Below are 19,144 nucleotides of genomic sequence, written 5' to 3' on the forward strand. Positions count from 1 at the left end.
GTTTTCGAAGGTATTGAATAAAAGTCTCTCGATTCGAGCTCGTTACATGCTAGCGCTTGCTTTGATCGCGGCGACGGTTTCCGGATCAGCGTTAATCCTCAAATATACTATCAAGATGCAAGTCAATGATGCATACGTGATTAACGTCGCGGGTCAGCAGCGCATGTTATCTCAGCGTATTGCCCTATTTGTTGCCAGGCTGGCTGTTTGTACCTCAGATAACAATTCCGAAGCGCAACTACAAAGATCGCTTCGCGACGCGATGACACAATTTGACACAAACCGGATTTACCTAAAAAGTTTGCCGAACCTCCCCCAAAATGTAAGTAAACTTTATTTTGGCGATATTGCCCTTGATGTTAGGGGTGAAAGTTATATCGCCGCAGCGGCGCAATTTATCGGTAGTGATGATATTTGTTCTCAGGCCCAGAGCCGCTTTAATAAATCAAATAGCGATGATTTATTAATAGGGCTTGACCAAGTAGTTCAAGGGTTTGAGCAAGCGGCTCGGGAGCGTGTACAGCGGGTCGAAAACATCGAAATGTTCTTATGGCTTTTTACCTTAGCGCTTCTAGTCTTAGAAGCACTTTTTATTTTCCGTCCCATGAATATAAAAATAAAACAGACATTATCGTCTTTAAGCACTGCGGTAAAAAAAGCTAAAAACGCCGAACAACAAGCCATTGAAGCGAGTAAAGCGAAATCTGAATTTCTTGCTAGCATGAGTCATGAACTGCGCACGCCAATGAACGGTTTATTCGGCATGATGGAATTGGCAATCGATAATCCGCATAAAAGCGGTGAATATCTAAAAAAAGCTAAAAGCGCTGGCAAGCAATTATTGGTGCTAATAAATGATGTGTTAGATTTATCAAAAATAGAGGCAGGTAAATTACGTATTGAGCATACCTCATTAGATTTACTGCAACTGCTGGATGATGTTACCTCTGTGCAATCAGCTAATTGTCGCTTAAAAAACCTAGTATTCAATTATCAGAAAAGTACCACTTTACCTTCACACATATTTGGCGATCCCACACGCATTGCGCAAATCATGCATAATTTACTGAGCAACGCGATTAAGTTTACCCATGAAGGCTCGGTAAACTTAGAAGTAGCAGTGTACGTAAAAGACAAGCATTTCTGGCTAACCATAACCGTACGAGACACGGGAATTGGGATCCCTGTAGACAAAATTGATGCCATTTTTAACAAGTTTGAACAGGCGGATCAAAGCACAACCCGTCTGCACGGAGGCACAGGGCTTGGTTTGTCTATCGCTAAACAGTTGACAAATTTGATGCGCGGTACTTTAACGGTTCAAAGTACAATTAAGGAAGGCAGCTGTTTTGAGCTGACGCTGCCCATTGAGCTCGACCACAAACAAGTGGAAGATATTCATCCTCAGGTCGCGCTTCATTGTGCGATTGTTGATGACTTGCAAACCAGTAGAGAGTATTTACAGCATGTTGTGAAATCTCAAGGTTACGAGTCCACGGTTTTTAGTCATGCTGCCGATTTTTTAGCCAGTGATATTAACCAATTCAATGCTTTGTTACTCGATCTATCAATGCCTGATATCAACGGTATCGATGTACTTAAGGCGTTACGCACGCTAAATCCTAAAAAAACGCCATATATTATTTTGGTCTCAGCTGTGATCGAACACCTTGATTGCGAAGATGAGATACGCGACATGATATGGCGAACCCATGCAAAACCTGTTCTTCGTCAAGAGCTTGAGAGTGATTTAAGAGAATTACACAATATTCACTTACGCCGGCAACCCTCCACAATTGAGTCCGTAGGAAGTCATAAGATCCTGATTGTTGAGGACAACGAAATCAACGCTGAAGTGGTAAAAGTCATGCTGGAGAGTGCTGGATATCAGGTCGCTATTGCGACTGATGGCGAAAAAGCGCTAAAAGCCTGCATTTTTGAACAATACGATCTGATCTTGATGGATATGCATATGCCAGTCATGGACGGCATCACAGCAACAATCAAACTCAGAACAGAAATGCATTTCACTCAGCCGATCGTTGCCTTATCTGCCAACGCTTTTGTAGAAGACCGGGAGCATTGCCTTGCGGCTGGTATGAATGACTTTCTGGCTAAACCGGTAGATAAGCTTGCTTTACTTGCCACCATTAAACGACGCTTAATTTAACTAAATCCCATGGGCGGACACCCCGCCCATACTACTTTTGCGTTATGCGTTAAAAAGAATAATGCGCAAAACCACCCAAATCAGCTGAATAATATCCGCCTTCAGTTCGATGAGGCGACAAAGGCTGTATTTACTGAGAAAAGTGCGCTAGCAGATTAACAATATCTATAGTATCGAACGCAGACCAATTATTTGGTCTAACCATCATTTAAAATTAATAAATACATATTCAGAAAATAGCGCAACCGCCTAAGCGTAGTCACAACAACTAAAACTCGTTTTGATGATTTGGGTAGTAATAAATGTAACAACTTGTAATTTAAGTATATTTTAGGAAACCAATTGGCGGTTGAAGGTTCGAAACTGAGCAAATTAATTTTCGACATTCCTGGAGCTACCATGAAAAATATTTTATTGCTGGTGTTGGTGTTACTGACCCTGGGTGGATGCGCCACGCAACGACTCTCTGATCCTGAAAAATCAGCGGTTATCGAAAAATTTATCACAACTGAAAACTTAGAAGCACGAAATACCATCAGCGCATTTGACATGGACAGTTGGACCTCATTAAGCGACCAATATCTGATTTTACGCACGTCGCCCTTTCGTTCTTATTTGGTGAAATTAACCATGCGTTGTAACGATTTAAACTTTTCCCCTAGCTTGCTCGTGTATTCGCGTATCCCCAACACCTTGAGCGCTGGTTTTGACAGTGTTTTCACACCGGACAATCATATGTTCAGATGTAATATCAGTCGTATTTACCCCCTGAGTAAAACACAAAATAAGGCCTTGATTGCGGTGGTTAATCCAAAAGCCCAAGACAAGCCAATAGAGAAATCTAGCGATGACAATGAAGACAGTATCAGCAAGGATGCTACTGGAGAAGACGGGTGAGTACGGCAGGTAAATAAAAGATAGCGCTCACACATTATTGACAAAAAATGGTGTGTGAGCCTACACAAAGAAATAACCTAGATGGGATTGTCCACTTCTACGTTAGTACTTTCAGCACAATATAAGGCACAACATTAAACATAAAAATAAGCACCTTATAATGTGCCAAATAATTTATATACAGCACCTTTAATGCGGCGGGTTCAACGCCAAACAACCTGCCATGTATCGCACTTATTCTATCCTTCATCCATACGAGGGCTAAAGAAGCAATGCTCAACAAGCCTATGTTAATCAGTGACATCCAACCGAAAATCTCACTTAATTGGATAACATTGTTCATAGATTTACTCCATTTAATTAAATCGTCATGTCACTGGAAAATATGTTATTTAACCCAACTCCACGCGTCTTGAAGCTCTTGTGGGGTAAAATATTTTTCGTCAATCCCTACAAGCTTAGCGAAAGGGCTGTCAACTGCCACTAGCCATTTAAGGACCCGACTAGATGACACGAAAGCCAGTTTGTTCATATTACTCAGGTGATGCAGTGTCCACGATAAGTCCTCATAGGCCACTTCTACGCCAACATCAATGTCGCCAACGAGTGAGATCAAAACATTGATCTGTTGGTGCTTAGCAATCAATTTATTAAAGGTATCTATCCATTTTTGCTCTTCGGCTTTATCAATTTTACCGCTGACTTGAATACCGATTACCCGGCCTTCACTTTGTGGCAGGAGCGTTATCATTAGTTGGTTCTCACTTCGCTGTTGGTTATAAAATAAACATGCGGCCTAATTCAGGTTTACCAAGGCGCACAGCAAACTAGTCACCTGTGCAGATAGTGAGCAATATCATTGCGCCCCGCGTATGAAACCTTAAAGCACGTCCCATTGTTGCTTGAGGCCAATGAAGTGGACCAGTGCAATCATCAAACACAATACTGAGCTATAATACCAAAACTCTGTGCTGCGTCCCATTGGCCATGCCATAAAGAAAAAACCGCCAACGCCACGCACTGCGTATACGCAGGTAATAGAAACTAATACCGCTCGTAACATAGGCAGCTGGCCAATCAACCCAGCTGCTGAAAAGGCATAGACAGACCAAGTCATCAACACACAGAAAATGCCCAACGTTATCAAGGTGGGTTGGTAGCTACCGCGCTCTGCCATCAGTGCCATTTGTTCACCTGCACCAAAAACGCGATACCAAGGTGCTCCGAAATAGATACAACCTAAATGCATTAAAGCAGCCAAAGCACTCAGTCCCCCTGCTACGCTCAGATAATGGTTCATCACTGTCTCTACTTTCTAGTGTATTGGGAGCCATCGGCGCTTTTAGATTACGCTCTGATCGGCGAATAACATCGTAATTGCAGTGTTAATTCGTCAACACCTTGCTTAACCCTACAATGACAATAAAAATAATCAATCAGTATTAGCCAGAGATGCTCCTACCCTAGCGTATTTCAAAAACACAAGGCATACCTATAAACATAGATTTAGCTGCTGATAACTTGATTGAGGATGAATATTAGCTAACAAAATGGAAACAAAAAAAATGAAGATACAACAAGAGGTAAGACTAAAGTACAGGGCACCTGGCCATCAGCAGCCGGTACAATGTTTTTCGGGTGATTGGCTACATTCTATTCAGAAGCAATGAATGAAATAGCATCGCTGTTTTGACATAAATTTCAATAAATGGTGCTATGATTAATTCTTGAGCTTGTATAAAGGTTCTCCACCATAAATCGTCAATTTAATAGGTACATATCACTATGATATGACTGATGAAAGCGCTTAATATAGAATGAAATATAAACGGGCAATAAATGAGTGTCAGTTTACTTTACACGTGATAAAGTTTCTTTATACTTAGTCTATAAAATCAACAACTTAAATATAGGCTCAAATATTGCTTGTAGCACTTATATTTGTTCAAATTCAAGGTAGATAACTCGATGAATGCACCAGACAATGAAAAAGTAACTGAGTTACAAAATTCAAATAGCCCGAGTAGACGTAAATTTTTACTTAAAACCTCTGCTGGCGTCGTAATTACTACCCTTCCAGTCCAATCTGTTTGGGGCGCATGTAATGCTTCCGGTTTATCTGGTGGTTCTCGTAGTGCAGATTCTGTTTGTGTGATGCCAATCGTAACCGGTGGCCGCTCGCCTGGTAGTTGGCGGAAATTTGCAAAATCTGGGGAGCCCGATAAAGTAGGCCTAAATAAAGTTAAATCGATGTTTAGCATGAGTAAAAATGATGACTTAACAGCTGCTTATTGTAGCGTTCGCAGTCATATTAAAAATATGCCTGATGTGGTTTTATCCGATGGTAGCGGTACAATTCCACGAAACTCACTGAACATTTATGAGGCGTTGCAAAGTCAAGGAGGTATATGGAACTTAGCGGCTTATTACCTCAACGCATATTTTGGTTTTTATGGTGATATCAGTCCTTTTACAAGCGCAGAAGAACTTGTACAGCATGTTTGGGGCGTAATGTATATCAATAATGACGGTCAACTACCGAGCAATTATGATGACCTCACTGCAAGCTTTACAGATGGTTTCGTCGCCGAATCAAACCTTCCTCATGGTAGCTGTTAGTCATTCAATCAACATTAAATTAGCGGCGGACATGCTATGCCATGTCCCTGCTGATTACAGTGGATTAGTTTTTTTTCTACAAAGGATTTTTCTACTTCTTGTGTTCAGTTTGATTTATCGTCTTTGATAGATTGCCGGGCCGCTGATGGCAAATTCATAATTGACCAATTTGACCTAGCGAGTGCCGGTGATCCATCGCTTAATGAATTGAGAAAGCAATTACTCGAACATTGTTTCGTAACTGAGAGTGCGTGAATACGATATTAGACCTCGGCATCTACCGCTTTGCTATTGAACATTGCCCTTCTTTTATCTCCCCTAGTTTGGCCGCGTTATACGACAATAGTCTTGGTTTATTCCCAGAAAAGCCGATTGATTATCATCTAACCATTAAAAATACATCTTTGATACGCAGATTTATTAAGCCTCAGGTATGTATCTACATAGATAATCAGCGACCTTTTCATCCAGTTAAAAAGAGCCTATTGCTCCCATCACTGGAGTGGGCGTTAAACTGGTGTATCGCATCCTTTGATTTCAATCATCTACTAATTCATTCATCCGTTATTGTTAAAAATGGTAAGGCGATAATATGTCCAGCCCAACCAGGTTCTGGCAAAAGCACCTTAGCTACTTATTTCGGTCTACGCGGCTGGCGAGTATATTCGGATGAAATGGCAATCATTAATTTGCATAGCCATTTAGTCCGACCGATGCACAGACCTTCGTCGTTAAAAAACAAGTCAATCGATGTCATTAAACACTTAGTACCAGAGGCAGTAATATCACCAGTAGCAAAGGGTACACACAAAGGAGATATTGCTCACGTTAAATTAATGTCTCGCTTGCAGTATGATGAACTCGTCGACGCGGAAGTGGTAGCCGTTGTTTTTCCCAAATATCGAAGCAATCAAAAGCTCAACATAAATACGTTATCACAGACAGCCGGTTTCTCGCGTCTTGTGCATCACGCGTTTAATTATAATGTATTAGGAATTGAAGGTTTTCAGACGCTAAAATCGGTTGTCGATAATAGTCAATTTTTTGATATCAGTTACTCATCATATGACGGCTTAAGTGACTTTCTCGACGGATTAATAGATTAATGAAAGACACGTTAACCCAATCGTTATTTGTCGATATTTTTTCCACCCCTCACTTACTTGAACAATTTAATTTGAAACAGTGGGAGCAACTGCTCAGGATATTAAGGGGAGCCGATATGCTTGGCTCGTTCTATTATTTTTTAGATAAAAATGCCCAACTCAGTAACGTGCCAGATTTTGCCATTGCCCACTTGCGCTCAGCCAAACGTTATTCCGATAGGCAAGTTCAGCAAATTAGCGCGGAAACTGATATATTGCAGCAAACGTTGCAGACAGTAGATTGTCGTCCCATATTTTTAAAAGGTGCAGCCTACGTACTCAATAAATCGAGTAATCACTTGGGACGAGTGATGACTGACATTGATATATTGGTGCCGAAAGCGGATTTAGAAAGCGTCGAAAATGCCTTAAAACTTGATGGTTGGATCGAGAAAGTACTCGATGATTACGACCAACAATATTATCGTAAATGGGCACACGAGCTAGCCCCTTTCACGCACCCAGAGCGAGGGGCAACATTAGATGTGCATCACACTATTATTCCGCCAATTTCAGGTATTACCGTTCCAGAATCTTTTTTATTTAATGAGAATATCGTCTTAGAAGATGGCAAAGAAACGCTCAGCGAATCAATGGTAATCCTGCACTGCCTTGTTCATTTGTTTTACAACGAAGATTATGAGAAAAGCTTTAGAGACATTCTAGACATCCATTTATTGTTACTCGATTATGAGCGCAATGAAGATATATCTCAAATTTGTGTTTTGGCCCGAAATTTAGGATTCAATAAAGAGTTTTATTATGCTTGTTCTATAACGGACCAATTATTCAGAACACAACGCGTCGCTGCAGTTAATAGTTGCATTACGCCATTCATTGATACACGTTTAACAAATTTTTTTATTCGCAACATTATATTAGCTGCGCTAATACCAAGTCATGATTTACTCGACAAGCGCTGGAACAAATTGGCACGGTATATCATGTTTTTACGTGGCCATTTTTTAAAAATGCCATTAGGGGTGTTAGTACCGCATTTCTGGGTTAAATCACGTAGAGCATTGGTTATGCTAGTGATGGGTCCCCATCATTATGAAAAATAATAGCAGCAAACCTATATGTTTGGCACAGATGTTTATTAAAAGTATATTTACTAAAAAAGAGATACAGAACTTAAATTATCTATATCTCTTTTTTGAGTAGTAATTACTTTTTCTTCGGTCTTGCCTTCGCACGACCTTGATTTACCTTGTGCTTTTGCACTGAGCGACGCATGCGGCTTAAGCGCACATGATCAAGCTTTGTTTGTTTGTCTTCGATCAGAGATTCTTGTTCTAGATCTAATTGTACGCTTTTACGCAAGGTATTGAGATCCGTCAGTGGTAGTTCGATCCAACCTCCTTGCGGTAAACGATTTTGCAAATCTAAGGTACCGTAGCGAACACGGATCAAACGGCTAACTTGCAAGCCTTGAGATTCCCACAATCGGCGAACTTCGCGGTTTTTACCTTCAGATAGGGTCACATTATACCAACTGTTTAAACTTTCATCGTCCCCTGGGCGTTTACGGATTTCAGTAAATTTAGATACCCCATCTTCTAGCTCAACCCCTTTTTTAAGACGTTTAATGATGTCTTGATCCACTTCGCCAAAAACACGCACTGCGTACTCACGCTCTATTTCATGTTTAGGGTGCATCAATCGATTCGCTAGTTCACCGTCATTGGTAAACAATAACAAACCACTGGTGTTGATATCTAAACGGCCTACTGCAATCCAGCGACCATTTTGAATTTTAGGCAGACGGTCAAAAACCGTAGGGCGACCTTGGGGATCTTTACGGCTACACAGTTCTCCCTCAGGTTTGTTGTACATCAGTACCCGGCAGATAGTTTCTTTCGCGGCGGCGGCGATCAAATTACCATCAACCCGTAATTGATCTAACGGTTCAACACGGTCGCCCAATGTAGCGACTTTACCGTTAACCGAAATACGCCCTTGGGCTATCCATTTTTCCATCTCACGACGGGAGCCCACGCCAGCATTAGCTAGGACTTTCTGTAATTTTTCACTCATTAGTGTAACTGCTCTCTTTGATTAGGGTTGTCAGTATCATCAAGCTTAGTCTCTGTAGCTTGTTCTGACGGGGTTTGTTCGGTCAATGTTTGCTCGTCTGGTGTTAGTGGCTCTGTTACCTCTGACGCTGAAGCAGTGCGCTTAACAGCAACAGGCTCAGTGCTTTCAACCAGCGGCGTTAATATTTTACGTTCGTCCTGACTATTACTCGTATCAAAAGCATCTTGACTGGGTAAGTCTTTCAAGCTCTTCAACGAAAAATAATTTAAAAATCCTTTAGTTGTTGCATATAAGGCTGGGCGTCCTGGTACTTCTTTGTGCCCAACGACTTTTACCCAATCCCGTTCTATTAGGGTTTTCATGATGTTACTACTGACCACAACACCACGTACATCTTCAATTTCACCTCGGGTAATCGGCTGACGATAAGCCACCATAGACAAGGTTTCTAACAAGGCTCTGGAGTATTTTGGCGCTTGCTCTTGCCATAATTTACTCAACCAAGGTCCTAAACTATCCAGCGATTGAAAGCGATAACCGCTCGCCACTTCAATCAATTGCACACCGCGAGATTGATACTCGATCTGCAATTCATCAATCGCCTGATTAAGTGCTTTTTTGCTCACTTTCAGGGCGCTTAATACCGTGTCTTGTAAGTGCTCTTGGCTCACCGGCGCATCAGATACAAATATCGCGGCTTCGACCAATTGTTTTAACTGCACTAATGATAGCTTCGCCATTTACTGGGACTCTCCTACATGCAGTTTAACGTGAATATTGGCCGTTGGTTGACTCTGTACCAACTCGATCAGTTGTTCTTTACACAATTCAAGTATGGCTAAAAACGTCACCACTACGCCTGCTCGGCCTTCGTTCGCGTAAAACAAACAGTCAAACCCAGTAAAGTGCTCACTGTTTAGCTTCTCTAAAATCAGCGCCATACGCTCCCGAGTTGATAGTGCCTCAGGTGCAATATGGTGGTGCTCAAACGCACTCGCCCGCTGCATCACCTTTTGAAAACTCACCACCAAGTCTTGTAAGTTAATTTTGGGAAGAATTTTAATTGGTGTAACTGAGTCACTGGTTTGCGCTTGTGCGCTGAACACATCTCGCTCCATGCGCACAATACCGTCTAATTCATGAGCAGCCGTTTTTATCAGCTCGTATTCCTGCAAGCGTCTTATAAGCTCTGCTCTGGGATCATCTTCGTCTTCTTCCACGTCCGGTCGTTTAGGCAGCAACAATCTTGATTTAATCTCAGCCAATATTGCCGCCATTAATAAATACTCTGCGGCAAGTTCAAGTTTTAAATCTTTCATCATGTCGACGTACAACATGTATTGTTTAGTCACTTCATAAACTGGCAAATTAACTAAATCGAACTTTTGTCGCCGGATCAAATACAGCAACAAATCCAATGGGCCTTCAAATGCATCTAAGATTAACTCTAATGCGTCAGGTGGAATGTATAAGTCTTCCGGCTGATCGGTAAATGCCTGCCCGTTTATAAACGCCAGCGGCAAAGGCTGCTGCACAGGTTGCCCTTGGCGCATTACCTCTTGCTCAATCGCTAATTCTTGAGGCGTTTTATCCGCAGTCATAACTGACTAATATCGATTTTAATTAAATGGGCTAACGTCGCCGCTGCCCTCTCGAATGACCACTGGCTCGCCGTCCGATAAATCGACCACTGTGGTCGGTTGCTCACCTAAAAAGCCACCGTGAATAATCAAGCCGACTTGTTTTTCAAGCTTGTCACGTATCTCATCAGGGTCTGACTCTGCCACTACGGCGTTAGGCAAAATAAGTGTCGTGGACATCATGGGCTCGCCCAGCTCTTCAAGTAAAGCCAATGCGATGGGATTGTTTGGTACGCGAATACCAATAGTGCGACGCTTAGGATTTTGCAAACGCTTGGGAACTTCTTTAGTCGCCTTTAAAATAAAGGTGTAAGGCCCAGGAGTGTTGTTTTTAATCATGCGAAACGCGGCGTTATCCACTTGCGCATATTCAGACAACTCCGACATATCGCGGCACATCAAGGTGAAATTGTGATCTTTACCGATTTGGCGGATACGACAAATTTGCTCTAAGGCATTTTTGTCATCCATATGACAACCAATGGAATAACCAGAGTCGGTGGGGTAAACCACCACTTCGCCGTTGTGAATGAGCTCGCAAGCTTGTTTAATCAAGCGGGCTTGAGGATTATCAGGATGAATATAAAAAAATTGGCTCATAGTCGTTACTTCCCAGTAAGTTATACGCGATGTTATGCGTTAGATGATATATCAACTGGCTGGTCGATAAACGGCCAGTCATGCCAAATTGGGGTAAGGTGCTCAGGTAACCCTAAATTCTTACCCAGTTCAGTCCAGCGGCTAACAAAATGAAAGTCAGAACCCGCTGACGCTTGTAAATTATGCTCCATGGCTAACTCAACAATCAGCTTGCGTTTCTCGGGATTTATACGTGCATGAGTGGTTTCAATGCCATCGCCCCCTACTTGCTTGAATTCAGTTACCAATCTGCGCAGCCATTTAGTGGTCATGTCATAATGCCCAGGGTGCGCGAGTACTGCTTTGCCGCCAGCGTCGTGGATCCATTCAATGGCTTCTTCAATGGAAATCCACTGGGGTTTAACATGGGCGCGTTTACCCTTGCCTAAATATTTTTTAAAGGCGCCTTCAAAATCGCGCACCTCTTTGCGTGCCACTAAGACTCGGGCGAAGTGTGCGCGTGTAAGCTGCCCTTCCCCTGCTAATAACTTGGCATCTTGCAGGACATTTTCAACCCCAGCCTTGGCCAGTTTATCGGACATTTTTTGCGCTCGGGCGTCTCGTTCGTTTTTTTGCTCAACTAAACGCTGACAGAACACAGCATCGTCTTTATTGACATTCAAACCCAAAATATGAATATCAAAATTATGCCATGAGGTAGAAAGTTCAATGCCATTTACAATGTGCATGGCACGTTTTTGTTTTGCTTGATGGGCCAATGCTTCGTCTAATCCTTGCACCGTGTCATGGTCAGTTATAGCCAATACATCCACTTGCATATTGTGCGCGCGATCCACCAGCTCGACAGGGGAGAGTTGGCCGTCAGAATAATAAGTGTGGCAGTGCAAATCGATTTTCATAAAGCCTTCAATATGACCTTTTAGTTGCGACTCAATGAGTACGCTCGTGAAATTGGGTGTTGACAGAGAAGCAAAATTGTTTTCTTCTATACGCCTGAAGTGTGTATTATACGCATTTGGTCATGAATAGCAGACAAAACCTGAAAAAAGGCAATGTTTGTTGTCAGACGATAGATTTATCGTCCACAAACTAACGAGATTTTATACCCATGAATACTGTTTTACGCGTTTCAACTAACTTAATTTGGTGGTGGCACATCCCTAACTAGCGGGCTGTGAGCGTATGTATTTGTGCGATTGATCAAGAAAAGCCCGTATAATACGGGCTTTTTTTATGCCCGATTAAAAGTTACGACCCTTTTAACACCCTTGCCTAAGACAGGTTACCAACAAGGTTATTGAGAAAAATCATGAGTTTAGCGCAGTTAACAGAACAAGCAGGCAAAGTAGAGACATTATTACTATCAGCCGATTATGTGGCAGATCCTCTTCAAGCTTATCAATACCTCTGCCAAGGTAGGTCACATAATCTACTACTTGAATCAGCAGAAATTGACAGTAAAGACAATCTGAAAAGTTTATTGCTAGTCGATGCAGCAATAAAACTGCAATGCGATGGTTTAGTCGTTACTTGTCAAGCGCTAACCGATAATGGCGCAGCAGTATTACCCTTGTTCATTGAATATTGCCCTGCGGGCGTGGAACACGCATTCAATCAACAAACCCGCACGGTTACCCTAACGTTTACCTTTAATGACAGCCAACTAGATGAAGACAGTCGCTTAAAAGCACCGGCGGTATTCGATGCGCTACGGCTATTAATCAATCGCGTAGTAGCGATTAGACCGCATCCAGAAGCACTTTTTTTAGGCGGGGCATTTGCTTATGATTTACTGGCTACTTTCGAACAACTGCCCCAGGTCAATGACAGCGAAAATACCTGCCCAGATTTTGTTTTTTATCTCGCCGAAACGTTATTGTTAATTGATCATCAAGCGAAAAAAACCGAATTAATTGGCAGTGTCTTCAGTGGTAAAAATGTCGGTAACAACTACTTCGCTATCAGTCAGCGTTTAGAGCAAATTAAACACAAATTAAGTAACGTAAAACCCGTTCCAGAAATTGAATCACCCAGCGTGGCAAGCAACGAGCTAAAAATAAGCAAGTCAGATCAGGAATTTATCCAAGATGTGGAAAATCTGAAACAACATATTTTAGCTGGCGATATTTTTCAGGTTGTACCTTCACGTACATTTAGCTTGCCCTGTCCAGACCCCCACAAGGCATATAAGGCTCTGAAAATACAAAACCCCAGCCCCTATATGTTTTTCATGCAGGACATAGATTTTTGCATGTTTGGCGCTTCTCCCGAATCCGCCCTTAAGTACCTAAAAGATACAAACCAGGTTGAGATTTACCCCATAGCCGGCACTCGCCCAAGAGGCAAGCACGCTGATGGATCAATTAATTTAGATTTAGACAGTCGCATTGAACTGAATTTACGTGAAGATGAGAAAGAAAAATCGGAGCATTTGATGTTGGTTGATTTAGCGCGTAACGACGTAGCGAAAGTATCTAAACCCGGTACTCGACATTTAAAAGAATTATTAAAGGTCGACCGCTATTCACACGTGATGCACTTAGTCTCCAAAGTGGTGGGTCAACTACGCGACGATTTAGATGCCCTGCATGCCTACCAAGCATGTATGAACATGGGAACATTAGTAGGTGCGCCAAAGGTCAGCGCCGCGGGCCTTATTCGCGAAGTTGAAAAACAACGTAGAGGCAGTTACGGCGGTGCCGTGGGCTACATTAATGGCCACGGTGATATGGACACCTGCATTGTTATTCGCTCCGCGTTTATCAAAAATAAAATTGCCCATATTCAAGCTGGAGCGGGTGTGGTTTTTGATTCAGATCCCCAATCAGAAGCTGACGAAACCCGGGGCAAAGCCCAAGCGGTTATCCGGGCAATTCTTACATCCCATCAAGCTCCGGAGGCAAAATAATGCGCTTAGCGAATACGGCAAACGATCAACATCCTCATGTGTTTTTGGTGGATAACTTCGACTCCTTTACCTACAACTTGGTAGATGAACTGCGCACCATGGGTTTAGCGCTTACGGTCTATCGTAACTCAGTTTCACCACAAGCTATTTTTGAAAAAATGCAAGAACAGGCTAAGCATAGCCAAGTTATTTTATTGCTCTCTCCTGGGCCTGGAACACCTGCCGATGCGGGTTGTATGCCCGTGCTTATTAACCTAGTAAAAGGCGTCTTTCCTGTACTGGGTATTTGCCTGGGCCATCAAGCCATTGTGGCGTCCTACGGCGGCGATATCATTCGCGCTAATGTGGTCATGCACGGTAAATCATCGTTAATTACCCACCAAGGCGATAAAATGTTTGTGAACTTGCCTCAGCCGTTACCCGTGGCACGTTACCATTCATTAATGGCCAGCAATATGCCTGACGAATTAACCGTTTTAGCCCATTTTGATGACGTTCCTATGGCAGTTTGTCACGAGAAAGATAGAATGCTGGGCTTCCAGTTTCATCCAGAATCCATTTTAACTGCTTTTGGTAGTCAATTATTGATGCAAAGCATCAATTATTTAACCCAAGACAACGATTGAGGACAGTCATGCTATTTCCATTACTTGAAAAGCTTTATCAAGGTCAATCTCTTAGCCAAAACGAAGCCACTGACGTGTTCAATCAAATTGTGACTGGGCAAGTCGATAATATTCTGTTGTCTTCGCTGCTAAGCGCCTTGAAAATAAAAGGTGAGACGCCCGAGGAAATCGCTGGTGCCGCGCAAGCTATGATCCAAAATGCCAGCCCGATTGCGCGCCCTGATTATGATTTCGCTGATATCGTTGGCACAGGCGGTGACGGTCACAACACCATCAACATTTCGTCCGCCGCGGCGATTGTTGCCGCCAGTTGTGGTGTGAAAGTAGCCAAACATGGTAATCGCAGCGTTTCGAGTAAATCTGGCTCTGCGGATTTATTCAATGCTTTCGGTATGAAACTCGATATGTCGCCAGCAACAGCACGTGATTGCTTAGACCAATCAAACCTATGTTTTTTGTTTGCCCCTGTTTATCACGCTGGGATAAAACACGCGATGCCTGTGCGCACCACGCTCAAAACACGAACTATTTTTAACTTACTCGGACCCCTGGTTAATCCTGCCCAGCCGAGTCATATGATGATAGGGGTATATGCCCCTGAACTGGTGATGCCGTTTGCCCGTACTTTACAATTGCTCGGTTACAAGAAAGCTTTAGTCGTGCACGGAAGTGGTTTAGACGAACTAGCCGTTCACGGCCCGTCAATGGTGGTAGAAATAAACGGGGAAACGTTAACTGAATATACCTTATCCCCGAGTGACTTTGGCCTTGAAGAATACCCATTGAGCGCCATAGAAGGTGGGGTACCCGATGAAAACAAGCAGTTGATCCAAGACGTGTTGAGTGGCTGTGGGCAAGCAGCTCATCAAGCAGCGGTAGCCATGAATGCGGGTGCGCTGATCAAGTTATGCGGCAAAGCTGATACCTATCAGCAAGGTACGCAGATGGCGCTTGACGCCATGCAAGCGAAGCGCCCATTGCACGTGATTGAAGATTCGTCAGCAATCAGTCGCCGCCACGATATAATTTAAAGGAAGCAGTAATGGCAAATGTATTAGAGAAAATCGTCGCAGATAAACGCCAAGAAATTGCCCAGCGTAAGCTTGACTTACCACTGACACAGTTCATCGATGACTTAACACCGTCGACTCGCAGCTTCTATGAGGCCCTGCGTCAGCCAAATGCTGGTTATATATTAGAATGCAAAAAAGCTTCACCTTCTAAGGGTTTAATTAGACAAGATTTTAATTTAGACGAAATCATTGCCGCTTATTTACCCTACGCAGCATGCATTTCAGTATTGACCGACGAAAAGTATTTTCAGGGGAAATTCGAATACCTAGAATATGTTCGTGAACGTGTTACCCAGCCGGTGATAAACAAAGATTTTTTTGTTGAGCCCTATCAAGTTTACCTCGCTCGTCACCACAATGCAGATGCCATTTTATTGATGTTATCTGTGTTAACTGACGAGGAATACCGCGAACTGGCGGCCGTAGCAAAAACGTTAAGCCTTGATGTACTCACAGAAGTGAGCAATGAAGAAGAAGCACATCGCGCAGTTGCTCTTCAGGCCAATATAATTGGCATTAATAACCGTAACTTACGCGATTTAACGACCGACTTAGCTACCACAGAGCAACTGGTACCTTTGCTCAATGCCGCCACTCACCAACATGTAATCATTTCTGAGTCAGGAATTTATACCCATCAAGATGTACGTCGACTCTCCCCTATCGTAGATGGTTTTTTAGTTGGCAGTGCTCTTATGTCACAAGATGATGTAACACAAGCGATTAAGCAACTGGTATATGGAACTGTCAAAGTCTGCGGTACCACCCGGGCTCAAGATGCCACTAACATTGCAGCCAGCGGTGCGAGTTACGCGGGGTTAATATTTGCCGAAAAATCAAAACGCTACCTGACGCTACAACAAGCAGAAGACATAGTTAAAGACGTGCCTTTTAACTATGTTGGCGTATTCGTCGATGCCCCTATATCAATGGTTGCCGAATACGCGAATGTTTTGCACTTAACCGCTGTACAACTGCATGGTAACGAGTCTCAAAGCTATGTTGACGAATTACGTGTCGCACTGACAGATAGCAGCCAAATTTGGTTAGCCAAGGGGATCACTGATACCCTCCCTGCCCTTGACGAAAAAAACGTTGATCGGTTTGTGCTGGACTGCAAAGTGGGCGAGCAAAGTGGTGGAACCGGCCAAGCGTTTGATTGGCAATTGTTCGCTCGCTCGTCATTAAGCCCGCAACTGCGCTGCAAAATTATTTTGGCTGGTGGTATTAACCCAGATAACGTGCAGCACGCTGCCAGCTTGGGGCTCGGTGGCATTGACTTAAACTCAGGCGTTGAAGACGCTCCTGGCGTGAAGTCACAGGAAAAACTGCAACTCGCATTTGAGAAATTGCGTGCGTATTAATGCCTAAGCGAACCCAGTAGCCCAAATTTTAACGTGTTAAAAACGAGAAACCATTATGAATCATTTAGAAAGTAAATTCGGACAGTATGGCGGCATGTACGTGCCTGAATTACTGATCCCTGCGCTCGACCAATTAGAGCAAGCATTTATCGATGCCCAGAACGATCCTGAGTTTCAAAAAGAATTCATGGAATTATTGACCGATTACGCGGGACGCCCTACGGCGATGACCCTCACCCGTAATTTAGTCTCTAATCCGACAGTGAAATTGTACTTAAAACGTGAAGATTTATTGCACGGCGGTGCCCACAAGACCAATCAAGTGCTTGGCCAAGCGTTATTAACCAAGCGCATGGGTAAAACCGAAGTGATCGCTGAAACAGGCGCTGGCCAACACGGCGTTGCCACCGCATTAGCTTGTGCCCTACTGGGCTTAAAAGCACGTATATACATGGGAGCCAAAGACGTTGAGCGTCAAGAACCGAATGTGTTCAGAATGCGCCTAATGGGTGCAGAAGTTATCCCGGTAAGTGCAGGTTCTGGCACCCTAAAAGATGCCGTGAATGAGGCGATGCGCGATTGGTCAGCAACCTATGACAAAGCCCATTATTTATTAGGAACAGCCGCAGGCCCACACCCATTCCCCACCATAGTACGTGAATTTCATCGTATGATTGGCGAAGAGACCCGAGCGCAAATCATGGCCAAAGAAGGGCGCTTACCTGATGCAGTGGTTGCCTGTGTAGGCGGCGGCTCTAACGCTATCGGTATGTTTGCTGATTTTATTGACGAACCTAGCGTAAAGTTAATTGGTGTTGAACCTGCAGGTAAAGGCTTGCATACCACAGAACACGGTGCCGCCATAGGCAAAGGCACCAAGGGTATATTGCATGGTGCTTATAGTTACATTATGCAAGACGAAGACGGTCAGATTGAAGAGTCATATTCAGTTTCAGCAGGTCTTGATTACCCAGCCGTTGGCCCACAGCACGCCCATTTACATGATATTGGCCGCGCAACTTATGCTGCGGTGACCGACGATGAAGCGCTTTATGCGTTTCAGTTATTATCCCGCAAAGAAGGCATAATTCCGGCGCTTGAGTCATCACACGCACTCGCCCACGCCCTAAATATGGCCGATGAAGCAGAAGACGGCAGCATAATCGTGGTGAATTTATCCGGTCGTGGCGACAAAGATTTAGCCCACGTACACAGTATTTTGGGAGGCCAAACCAATGAGTAATCAACAGGATCGTTATGCTGAAATGTTCACGCGCTTGGATGCAAAAAATGAAGGGGCATTCGTTCCATTCGTGATGCTAGGCGACCCAGATATAAAAACGTCGTTAGATATATTAAAAGCATTAGCGGAAGGTGGAGCTGATGCTCTTGAGCTAGGTATTCCTTATTCTGATCCAATTGCAGATGGCCCAACTATTCAGCAAGCCAGTATACGTGCGCTGAGCCATCATATTCATCCAAGTGATTGTTTGGAAGTGATACGCCAGTTTCGTGACATTTACCCTGACACGCCAATCGGCTTATTGCTGTACAGCAACCTCGTTATCAAACCTGGTCTAGATAAATTCTACACTGATGCTGCTAACGTAGGCGTCGACTCAATTTTAATTGCTGATGTGCCCCTGCGCGAAGCAGACCGCTTTATCGATGCGGCCAATCAAACAGGCATTAAGCAAATATTGATTGCCCCGCCCAATGCCAGCGACGAAACATTAGCTGAAATTGGTAAAAAATCCCAAGGCTACACCTACTTGCTTGGTCGAGCGGGTGTAACAGGTGCTGAAACTGCGGCGACTATTCCTGCCAGTGAGTTAATCGCAAAGCTAACCCAGTATAAAGTGGCGCCGCCACTACTTGGCTTTGGTATTTCTAAGCCCGAGCAGGTCAAAGAGGCGATTTCTGCTGGCGCTGCCGGCGCGATTTCTGGCTCAGCTACGGTGAATATCATTGCCCAGAACCTATCACAGCCAAAAGTGATGCTCACTAAATTGCGCGAGTTTGTTAGCGTAATGAAACAAGCGACTAAAAAATAAGGAACGAAAAC

The 19,144-nt window shown here is 43.5% G+C and carries 19 protein-coding genes; 11 read left to right on the forward strand and 8 right to left on the reverse strand.

Going from position 1 to position 19,144, the window contains the following annotated elements; all coding sequences use genetic code 11:
- Positions 1 to 46 precede the first annotated feature (46 nt).
- Both GPLA_RS10550 and GPLA_RS10555 read left to right on the forward strand, forming a co-directional pair.
- Complete coding sequence (locus GPLA_RS10550) at positions 47 to 2,170, forward strand: response regulator (protein WP_007104901.1); 2,124 nt, start codon at positions 47 to 49, stop codon at positions 2,168 to 2,170.
- 399 nt (positions 2,171 to 2,569) lie between these two features.
- Complete coding sequence (locus GPLA_RS10555) at positions 2,570 to 3,067, forward strand: DUF6491 family protein (RefSeq protein ID WP_007104904.1); 498 nt, start codon at positions 2,570 to 2,572, stop codon at positions 3,065 to 3,067.
- Positions 3,068 to 3,164: 97 nt separating this feature from the next.
- Here the strand turns inward: GPLA_RS10555 and GPLA_RS10560 are convergent, their stop codons facing one another.
- From GPLA_RS10560 to GPLA_RS10570, 3 genes are all read right to left on the reverse strand, one after another.
- On the reverse strand, positions 3,165 to 3,410 hold the full coding sequence (locus GPLA_RS10560) for a DUF6868 family protein (RefSeq protein WP_007104905.1): 246 nt from the start codon (positions 3,408 to 3,410) through the stop codon (positions 3,165 to 3,167).
- A gap of 45 nt (positions 3,411 to 3,455) precedes the next feature.
- Positions 3,456 to 3,818, reverse strand: coding sequence for a SpoIIAA family protein (locus tag GPLA_RS10565; RefSeq protein WP_007104906.1), 363 nt, complete (start codon positions 3,816 to 3,818; stop codon positions 3,456 to 3,458).
- A gap of 129 nt (positions 3,819 to 3,947) precedes the next feature.
- On the reverse strand, positions 3,948 to 4,367 hold the full coding sequence (locus GPLA_RS10570; protein WP_007104907.1) for a hypothetical protein: 420 nt from the start codon (positions 4,365 to 4,367) through the stop codon (positions 3,948 to 3,950).
- A 668-nt stretch (positions 4,368 to 5,035) separates the two neighbouring features.
- Here GPLA_RS10570 and GPLA_RS10575 point away from each other — a divergent pair.
- The 3 genes from GPLA_RS10575 to GPLA_RS10585 all read left to right on the forward strand — a co-directional run bounded on the left by GPLA_RS10575 (position 5,036) and on the right by GPLA_RS10585 (position 7,895).
- Entirely contained in the window at positions 5,036 to 5,686 is a 651-nt protein-coding gene (locus tag GPLA_RS10575) for a hypothetical protein (protein WP_007104908.1), read from the forward strand.
- Positions 5,687 to 5,937: 251 nt separating this feature from the next.
- Positions 5,938 to 6,792 carry an HprK-related kinase A gene (locus GPLA_RS10580; protein WP_007104909.1) on the forward strand — a complete coding sequence of 285 codons (855 nt, stop codon included), beginning with the start codon at positions 5,938 to 5,940 and terminating at the stop codon, positions 6,790 to 6,792.
- A complete protein-coding gene (locus GPLA_RS10585; RefSeq protein WP_007104910.1) occupies positions 6,792 to 7,895 on the forward strand; it encodes a nucleotidyltransferase family protein in 1,104 nt (367 codons plus the stop codon). Before GPLA_RS10580 ends, GPLA_RS10585 begins: the two co-directional genes overlap by 1 nt.
- Positions 7,896 to 7,998: 103 nt before the next feature.
- Here the strand turns inward: GPLA_RS10585 and rluB are convergent, their stop codons facing one another.
- Genes rluB through GPLA_RS10610 form a run of 5 tightly spaced genes read right to left on the reverse strand, consistent with a single transcriptional unit; the run spans position 7,999 to position 12,007 of the window.
- Entirely contained in the window at positions 7,999 to 8,868 is an 870-nt protein-coding gene (gene rluB, locus GPLA_RS10590) for a 23S rRNA pseudouridine(2605) synthase RluB (RefSeq protein WP_007104911.1), read from the reverse strand.
- Positions 8,868 to 9,608: an SMC-Scp complex subunit ScpB gene (gene scpB, locus GPLA_RS10595; RefSeq protein WP_007104912.1), complete on the reverse strand. Its 741-nt coding sequence runs from the start codon at positions 9,606 to 9,608 to the stop codon at positions 8,868 to 8,870. Before scpB ends, rluB begins: the two co-directional genes overlap by 1 nt.
- The gene (locus tag GPLA_RS10600) at positions 9,609 to 10,469 is read right to left on the reverse strand and encodes a segregation and condensation protein A (RefSeq protein WP_007104913.1); all 861 of its coding nucleotides are present in this window, start codon (positions 10,467 to 10,469) and stop codon (positions 9,609 to 9,611) included. It lies immediately after the preceding gene.
- Between the two features lie 18 nt (positions 10,470 to 10,487).
- Positions 10,488 to 11,108: an L-threonylcarbamoyladenylate synthase gene (locus GPLA_RS10605; protein WP_007104914.1), complete on the reverse strand. Its 621-nt coding sequence runs from the start codon at positions 11,106 to 11,108 to the stop codon at positions 10,488 to 10,490.
- A gap of 32 nt (positions 11,109 to 11,140) precedes the next feature.
- Positions 11,141 to 12,007, reverse strand: coding sequence for a PHP domain-containing protein (locus tag GPLA_RS10610; protein ID WP_007104915.1), 867 nt, complete (start codon positions 12,005 to 12,007; stop codon positions 11,141 to 11,143).
- Between the two features lie 410 nt (positions 12,008 to 12,417).
- Here GPLA_RS10610 and GPLA_RS10615 point away from each other — a divergent pair, with 410 nt between their 5' ends.
- Genes GPLA_RS10615 through trpA form a run of 6 tightly spaced genes read left to right on the forward strand, consistent with a single transcriptional unit; the run spans position 12,418 to position 19,133 of the window.
- Positions 12,418 to 14,016, forward strand: coding sequence for an anthranilate synthase component 1 (locus GPLA_RS10615; protein ID WP_007104916.1), 1,599 nt, complete (start codon positions 12,418 to 12,420; stop codon positions 14,014 to 14,016).
- Positions 14,016 to 14,642 (forward strand): aminodeoxychorismate/anthranilate synthase component II, encoded by a 627-nt coding sequence (locus tag GPLA_RS10620; protein WP_007104917.1) that lies wholly within the window; start codon positions 14,016 to 14,018, stop codon positions 14,640 to 14,642. Before GPLA_RS10615 ends, GPLA_RS10620 begins: the two co-directional genes overlap by 1 nt.
- Before the next feature lie 8 nt (positions 14,643 to 14,650).
- The gene (gene trpD / locus GPLA_RS10625; protein ID WP_007104918.1) at positions 14,651 to 15,673 is read left to right on the forward strand and encodes an anthranilate phosphoribosyltransferase; all 1,023 of its coding nucleotides are present in this window, start codon (positions 14,651 to 14,653) and stop codon (positions 15,671 to 15,673) included.
- An 11-nt stretch (positions 15,674 to 15,684) separates the two neighbouring features.
- Positions 15,685 to 17,079 (forward strand): bifunctional indole-3-glycerol-phosphate synthase TrpC/phosphoribosylanthranilate isomerase TrpF, encoded by a 1,395-nt coding sequence (trpCF, locus tag GPLA_RS10630; protein ID WP_007104919.1) that lies wholly within the window; start codon positions 15,685 to 15,687, stop codon positions 17,077 to 17,079.
- Positions 17,080 to 17,134: 55 nt separating this feature from the next.
- The gene (gene trpB, locus GPLA_RS10635) at positions 17,135 to 18,322 is read left to right on the forward strand and encodes a tryptophan synthase subunit beta (RefSeq protein WP_007104920.1); all 1,188 of its coding nucleotides are present in this window, start codon (positions 17,135 to 17,137) and stop codon (positions 18,320 to 18,322) included.
- Positions 18,315 to 19,133: a tryptophan synthase subunit alpha gene (gene trpA, locus GPLA_RS10640; protein ID WP_007104921.1), complete on the forward strand. Its 819-nt coding sequence runs from the start codon at positions 18,315 to 18,317 to the stop codon at positions 19,131 to 19,133. Before trpB ends, trpA begins: the two co-directional genes overlap by 8 nt.
- Positions 19,134 to 19,144 lie beyond the last annotated feature (11 nt).

The organism is Paraglaciecola polaris LMG 21857 (genome assembly GCF_000315055.1).
GTDB lineage: Bacteria > Pseudomonadota > Gammaproteobacteria > Enterobacterales > Alteromonadaceae > Paraglaciecola > Paraglaciecola polaris.

What these genes read in the sequence shown, in the direction of transcription:
- GPLA_RS10550 (WP_007104901.1), top strand. Translation starts at nt 47, where the DNA reads ATGCTAGCGCTTGCTTTGATCGCGGCGACGGTTTCCGGATCAGCGTTA.
- GPLA_RS10555 (WP_007104904.1), top strand. Translation starts at nt 2,570, where the DNA reads ATGAAAAATATTTTATTGCTGGTGTTGGTGTTACTGACCCTGGGTGGA.
- GPLA_RS10560 (WP_007104905.1), bottom strand. Translation starts at nt 3,410, where the DNA reads ATGAACAATGTTATCCAATTAAGTGAGATTTTCGGTTGGATGTCACTG.
- GPLA_RS10565 (WP_007104906.1), bottom strand. Translation starts at nt 3,818, where the DNA reads ATGATAACGCTCCTGCCACAAAGTGAAGGCCGGGTAATCGGTATTCAA.
- GPLA_RS10570 (WP_007104907.1), bottom strand. Translation starts at nt 4,367, where the DNA reads ATGAACCATTATCTGAGCGTAGCAGGGGGACTGAGTGCTTTGGCTGCT.
- GPLA_RS10575 (WP_007104908.1), top strand. Translation starts at nt 5,036, where the DNA reads ATGAATGCACCAGACAATGAAAAAGTAACTGAGTTACAAAATTCAAAT.
- GPLA_RS10585 (WP_007104910.1), top strand. Translation starts at nt 6,792, where the DNA reads ATGAAAGACACGTTAACCCAATCGTTATTTGTCGATATTTTTTCCACC.
- rluB (WP_007104911.1), bottom strand. Translation starts at nt 8,868, where the DNA reads ATGAGTGAAAAATTACAGAAAGTCCTAGCTAATGCTGGCGTGGGCTCC.
- scpB (WP_007104912.1), bottom strand. Translation starts at nt 9,608, where the DNA reads ATGGCGAAGCTATCATTAGTGCAGTTAAAACAATTGGTCGAAGCCGCG.
- GPLA_RS10600 (WP_007104913.1), bottom strand. Translation starts at nt 10,469, where the DNA reads ATGACTGCGGATAAAACGCCTCAAGAATTAGCGATTGAGCAAGAGGTA.
- GPLA_RS10605 (WP_007104914.1), bottom strand. Translation starts at nt 11,108, where the DNA reads ATGAGCCAATTTTTTTATATTCATCCTGATAATCCTCAAGCCCGCTTG.
- GPLA_RS10610 (WP_007104915.1), bottom strand. Translation starts at nt 12,007, where the DNA reads ATGAAAATCGATTTGCACTGCCACACTTATTATTCTGACGGCCAACTC.
- GPLA_RS10615 (WP_007104916.1), top strand. Translation starts at nt 12,418, where the DNA reads ATGAGTTTAGCGCAGTTAACAGAACAAGCAGGCAAAGTAGAGACATTA.
- GPLA_RS10620 (WP_007104917.1), top strand. Translation starts at nt 14,016, where the DNA reads ATGCGCTTAGCGAATACGGCAAACGATCAACATCCTCATGTGTTTTTG.
- trpD (WP_007104918.1), top strand. Translation starts at nt 14,651, where the DNA reads ATGCTATTTCCATTACTTGAAAAGCTTTATCAAGGTCAATCTCTTAGC.
- trpCF (WP_007104919.1), top strand. Translation starts at nt 15,685, where the DNA reads ATGGCAAATGTATTAGAGAAAATCGTCGCAGATAAACGCCAAGAAATT.
- trpB (WP_007104920.1), top strand. Translation starts at nt 17,135, where the DNA reads ATGAATCATTTAGAAAGTAAATTCGGACAGTATGGCGGCATGTACGTG.
- trpA (WP_007104921.1), top strand. Translation starts at nt 18,315, where the DNA reads ATGAGTAATCAACAGGATCGTTATGCTGAAATGTTCACGCGCTTGGAT.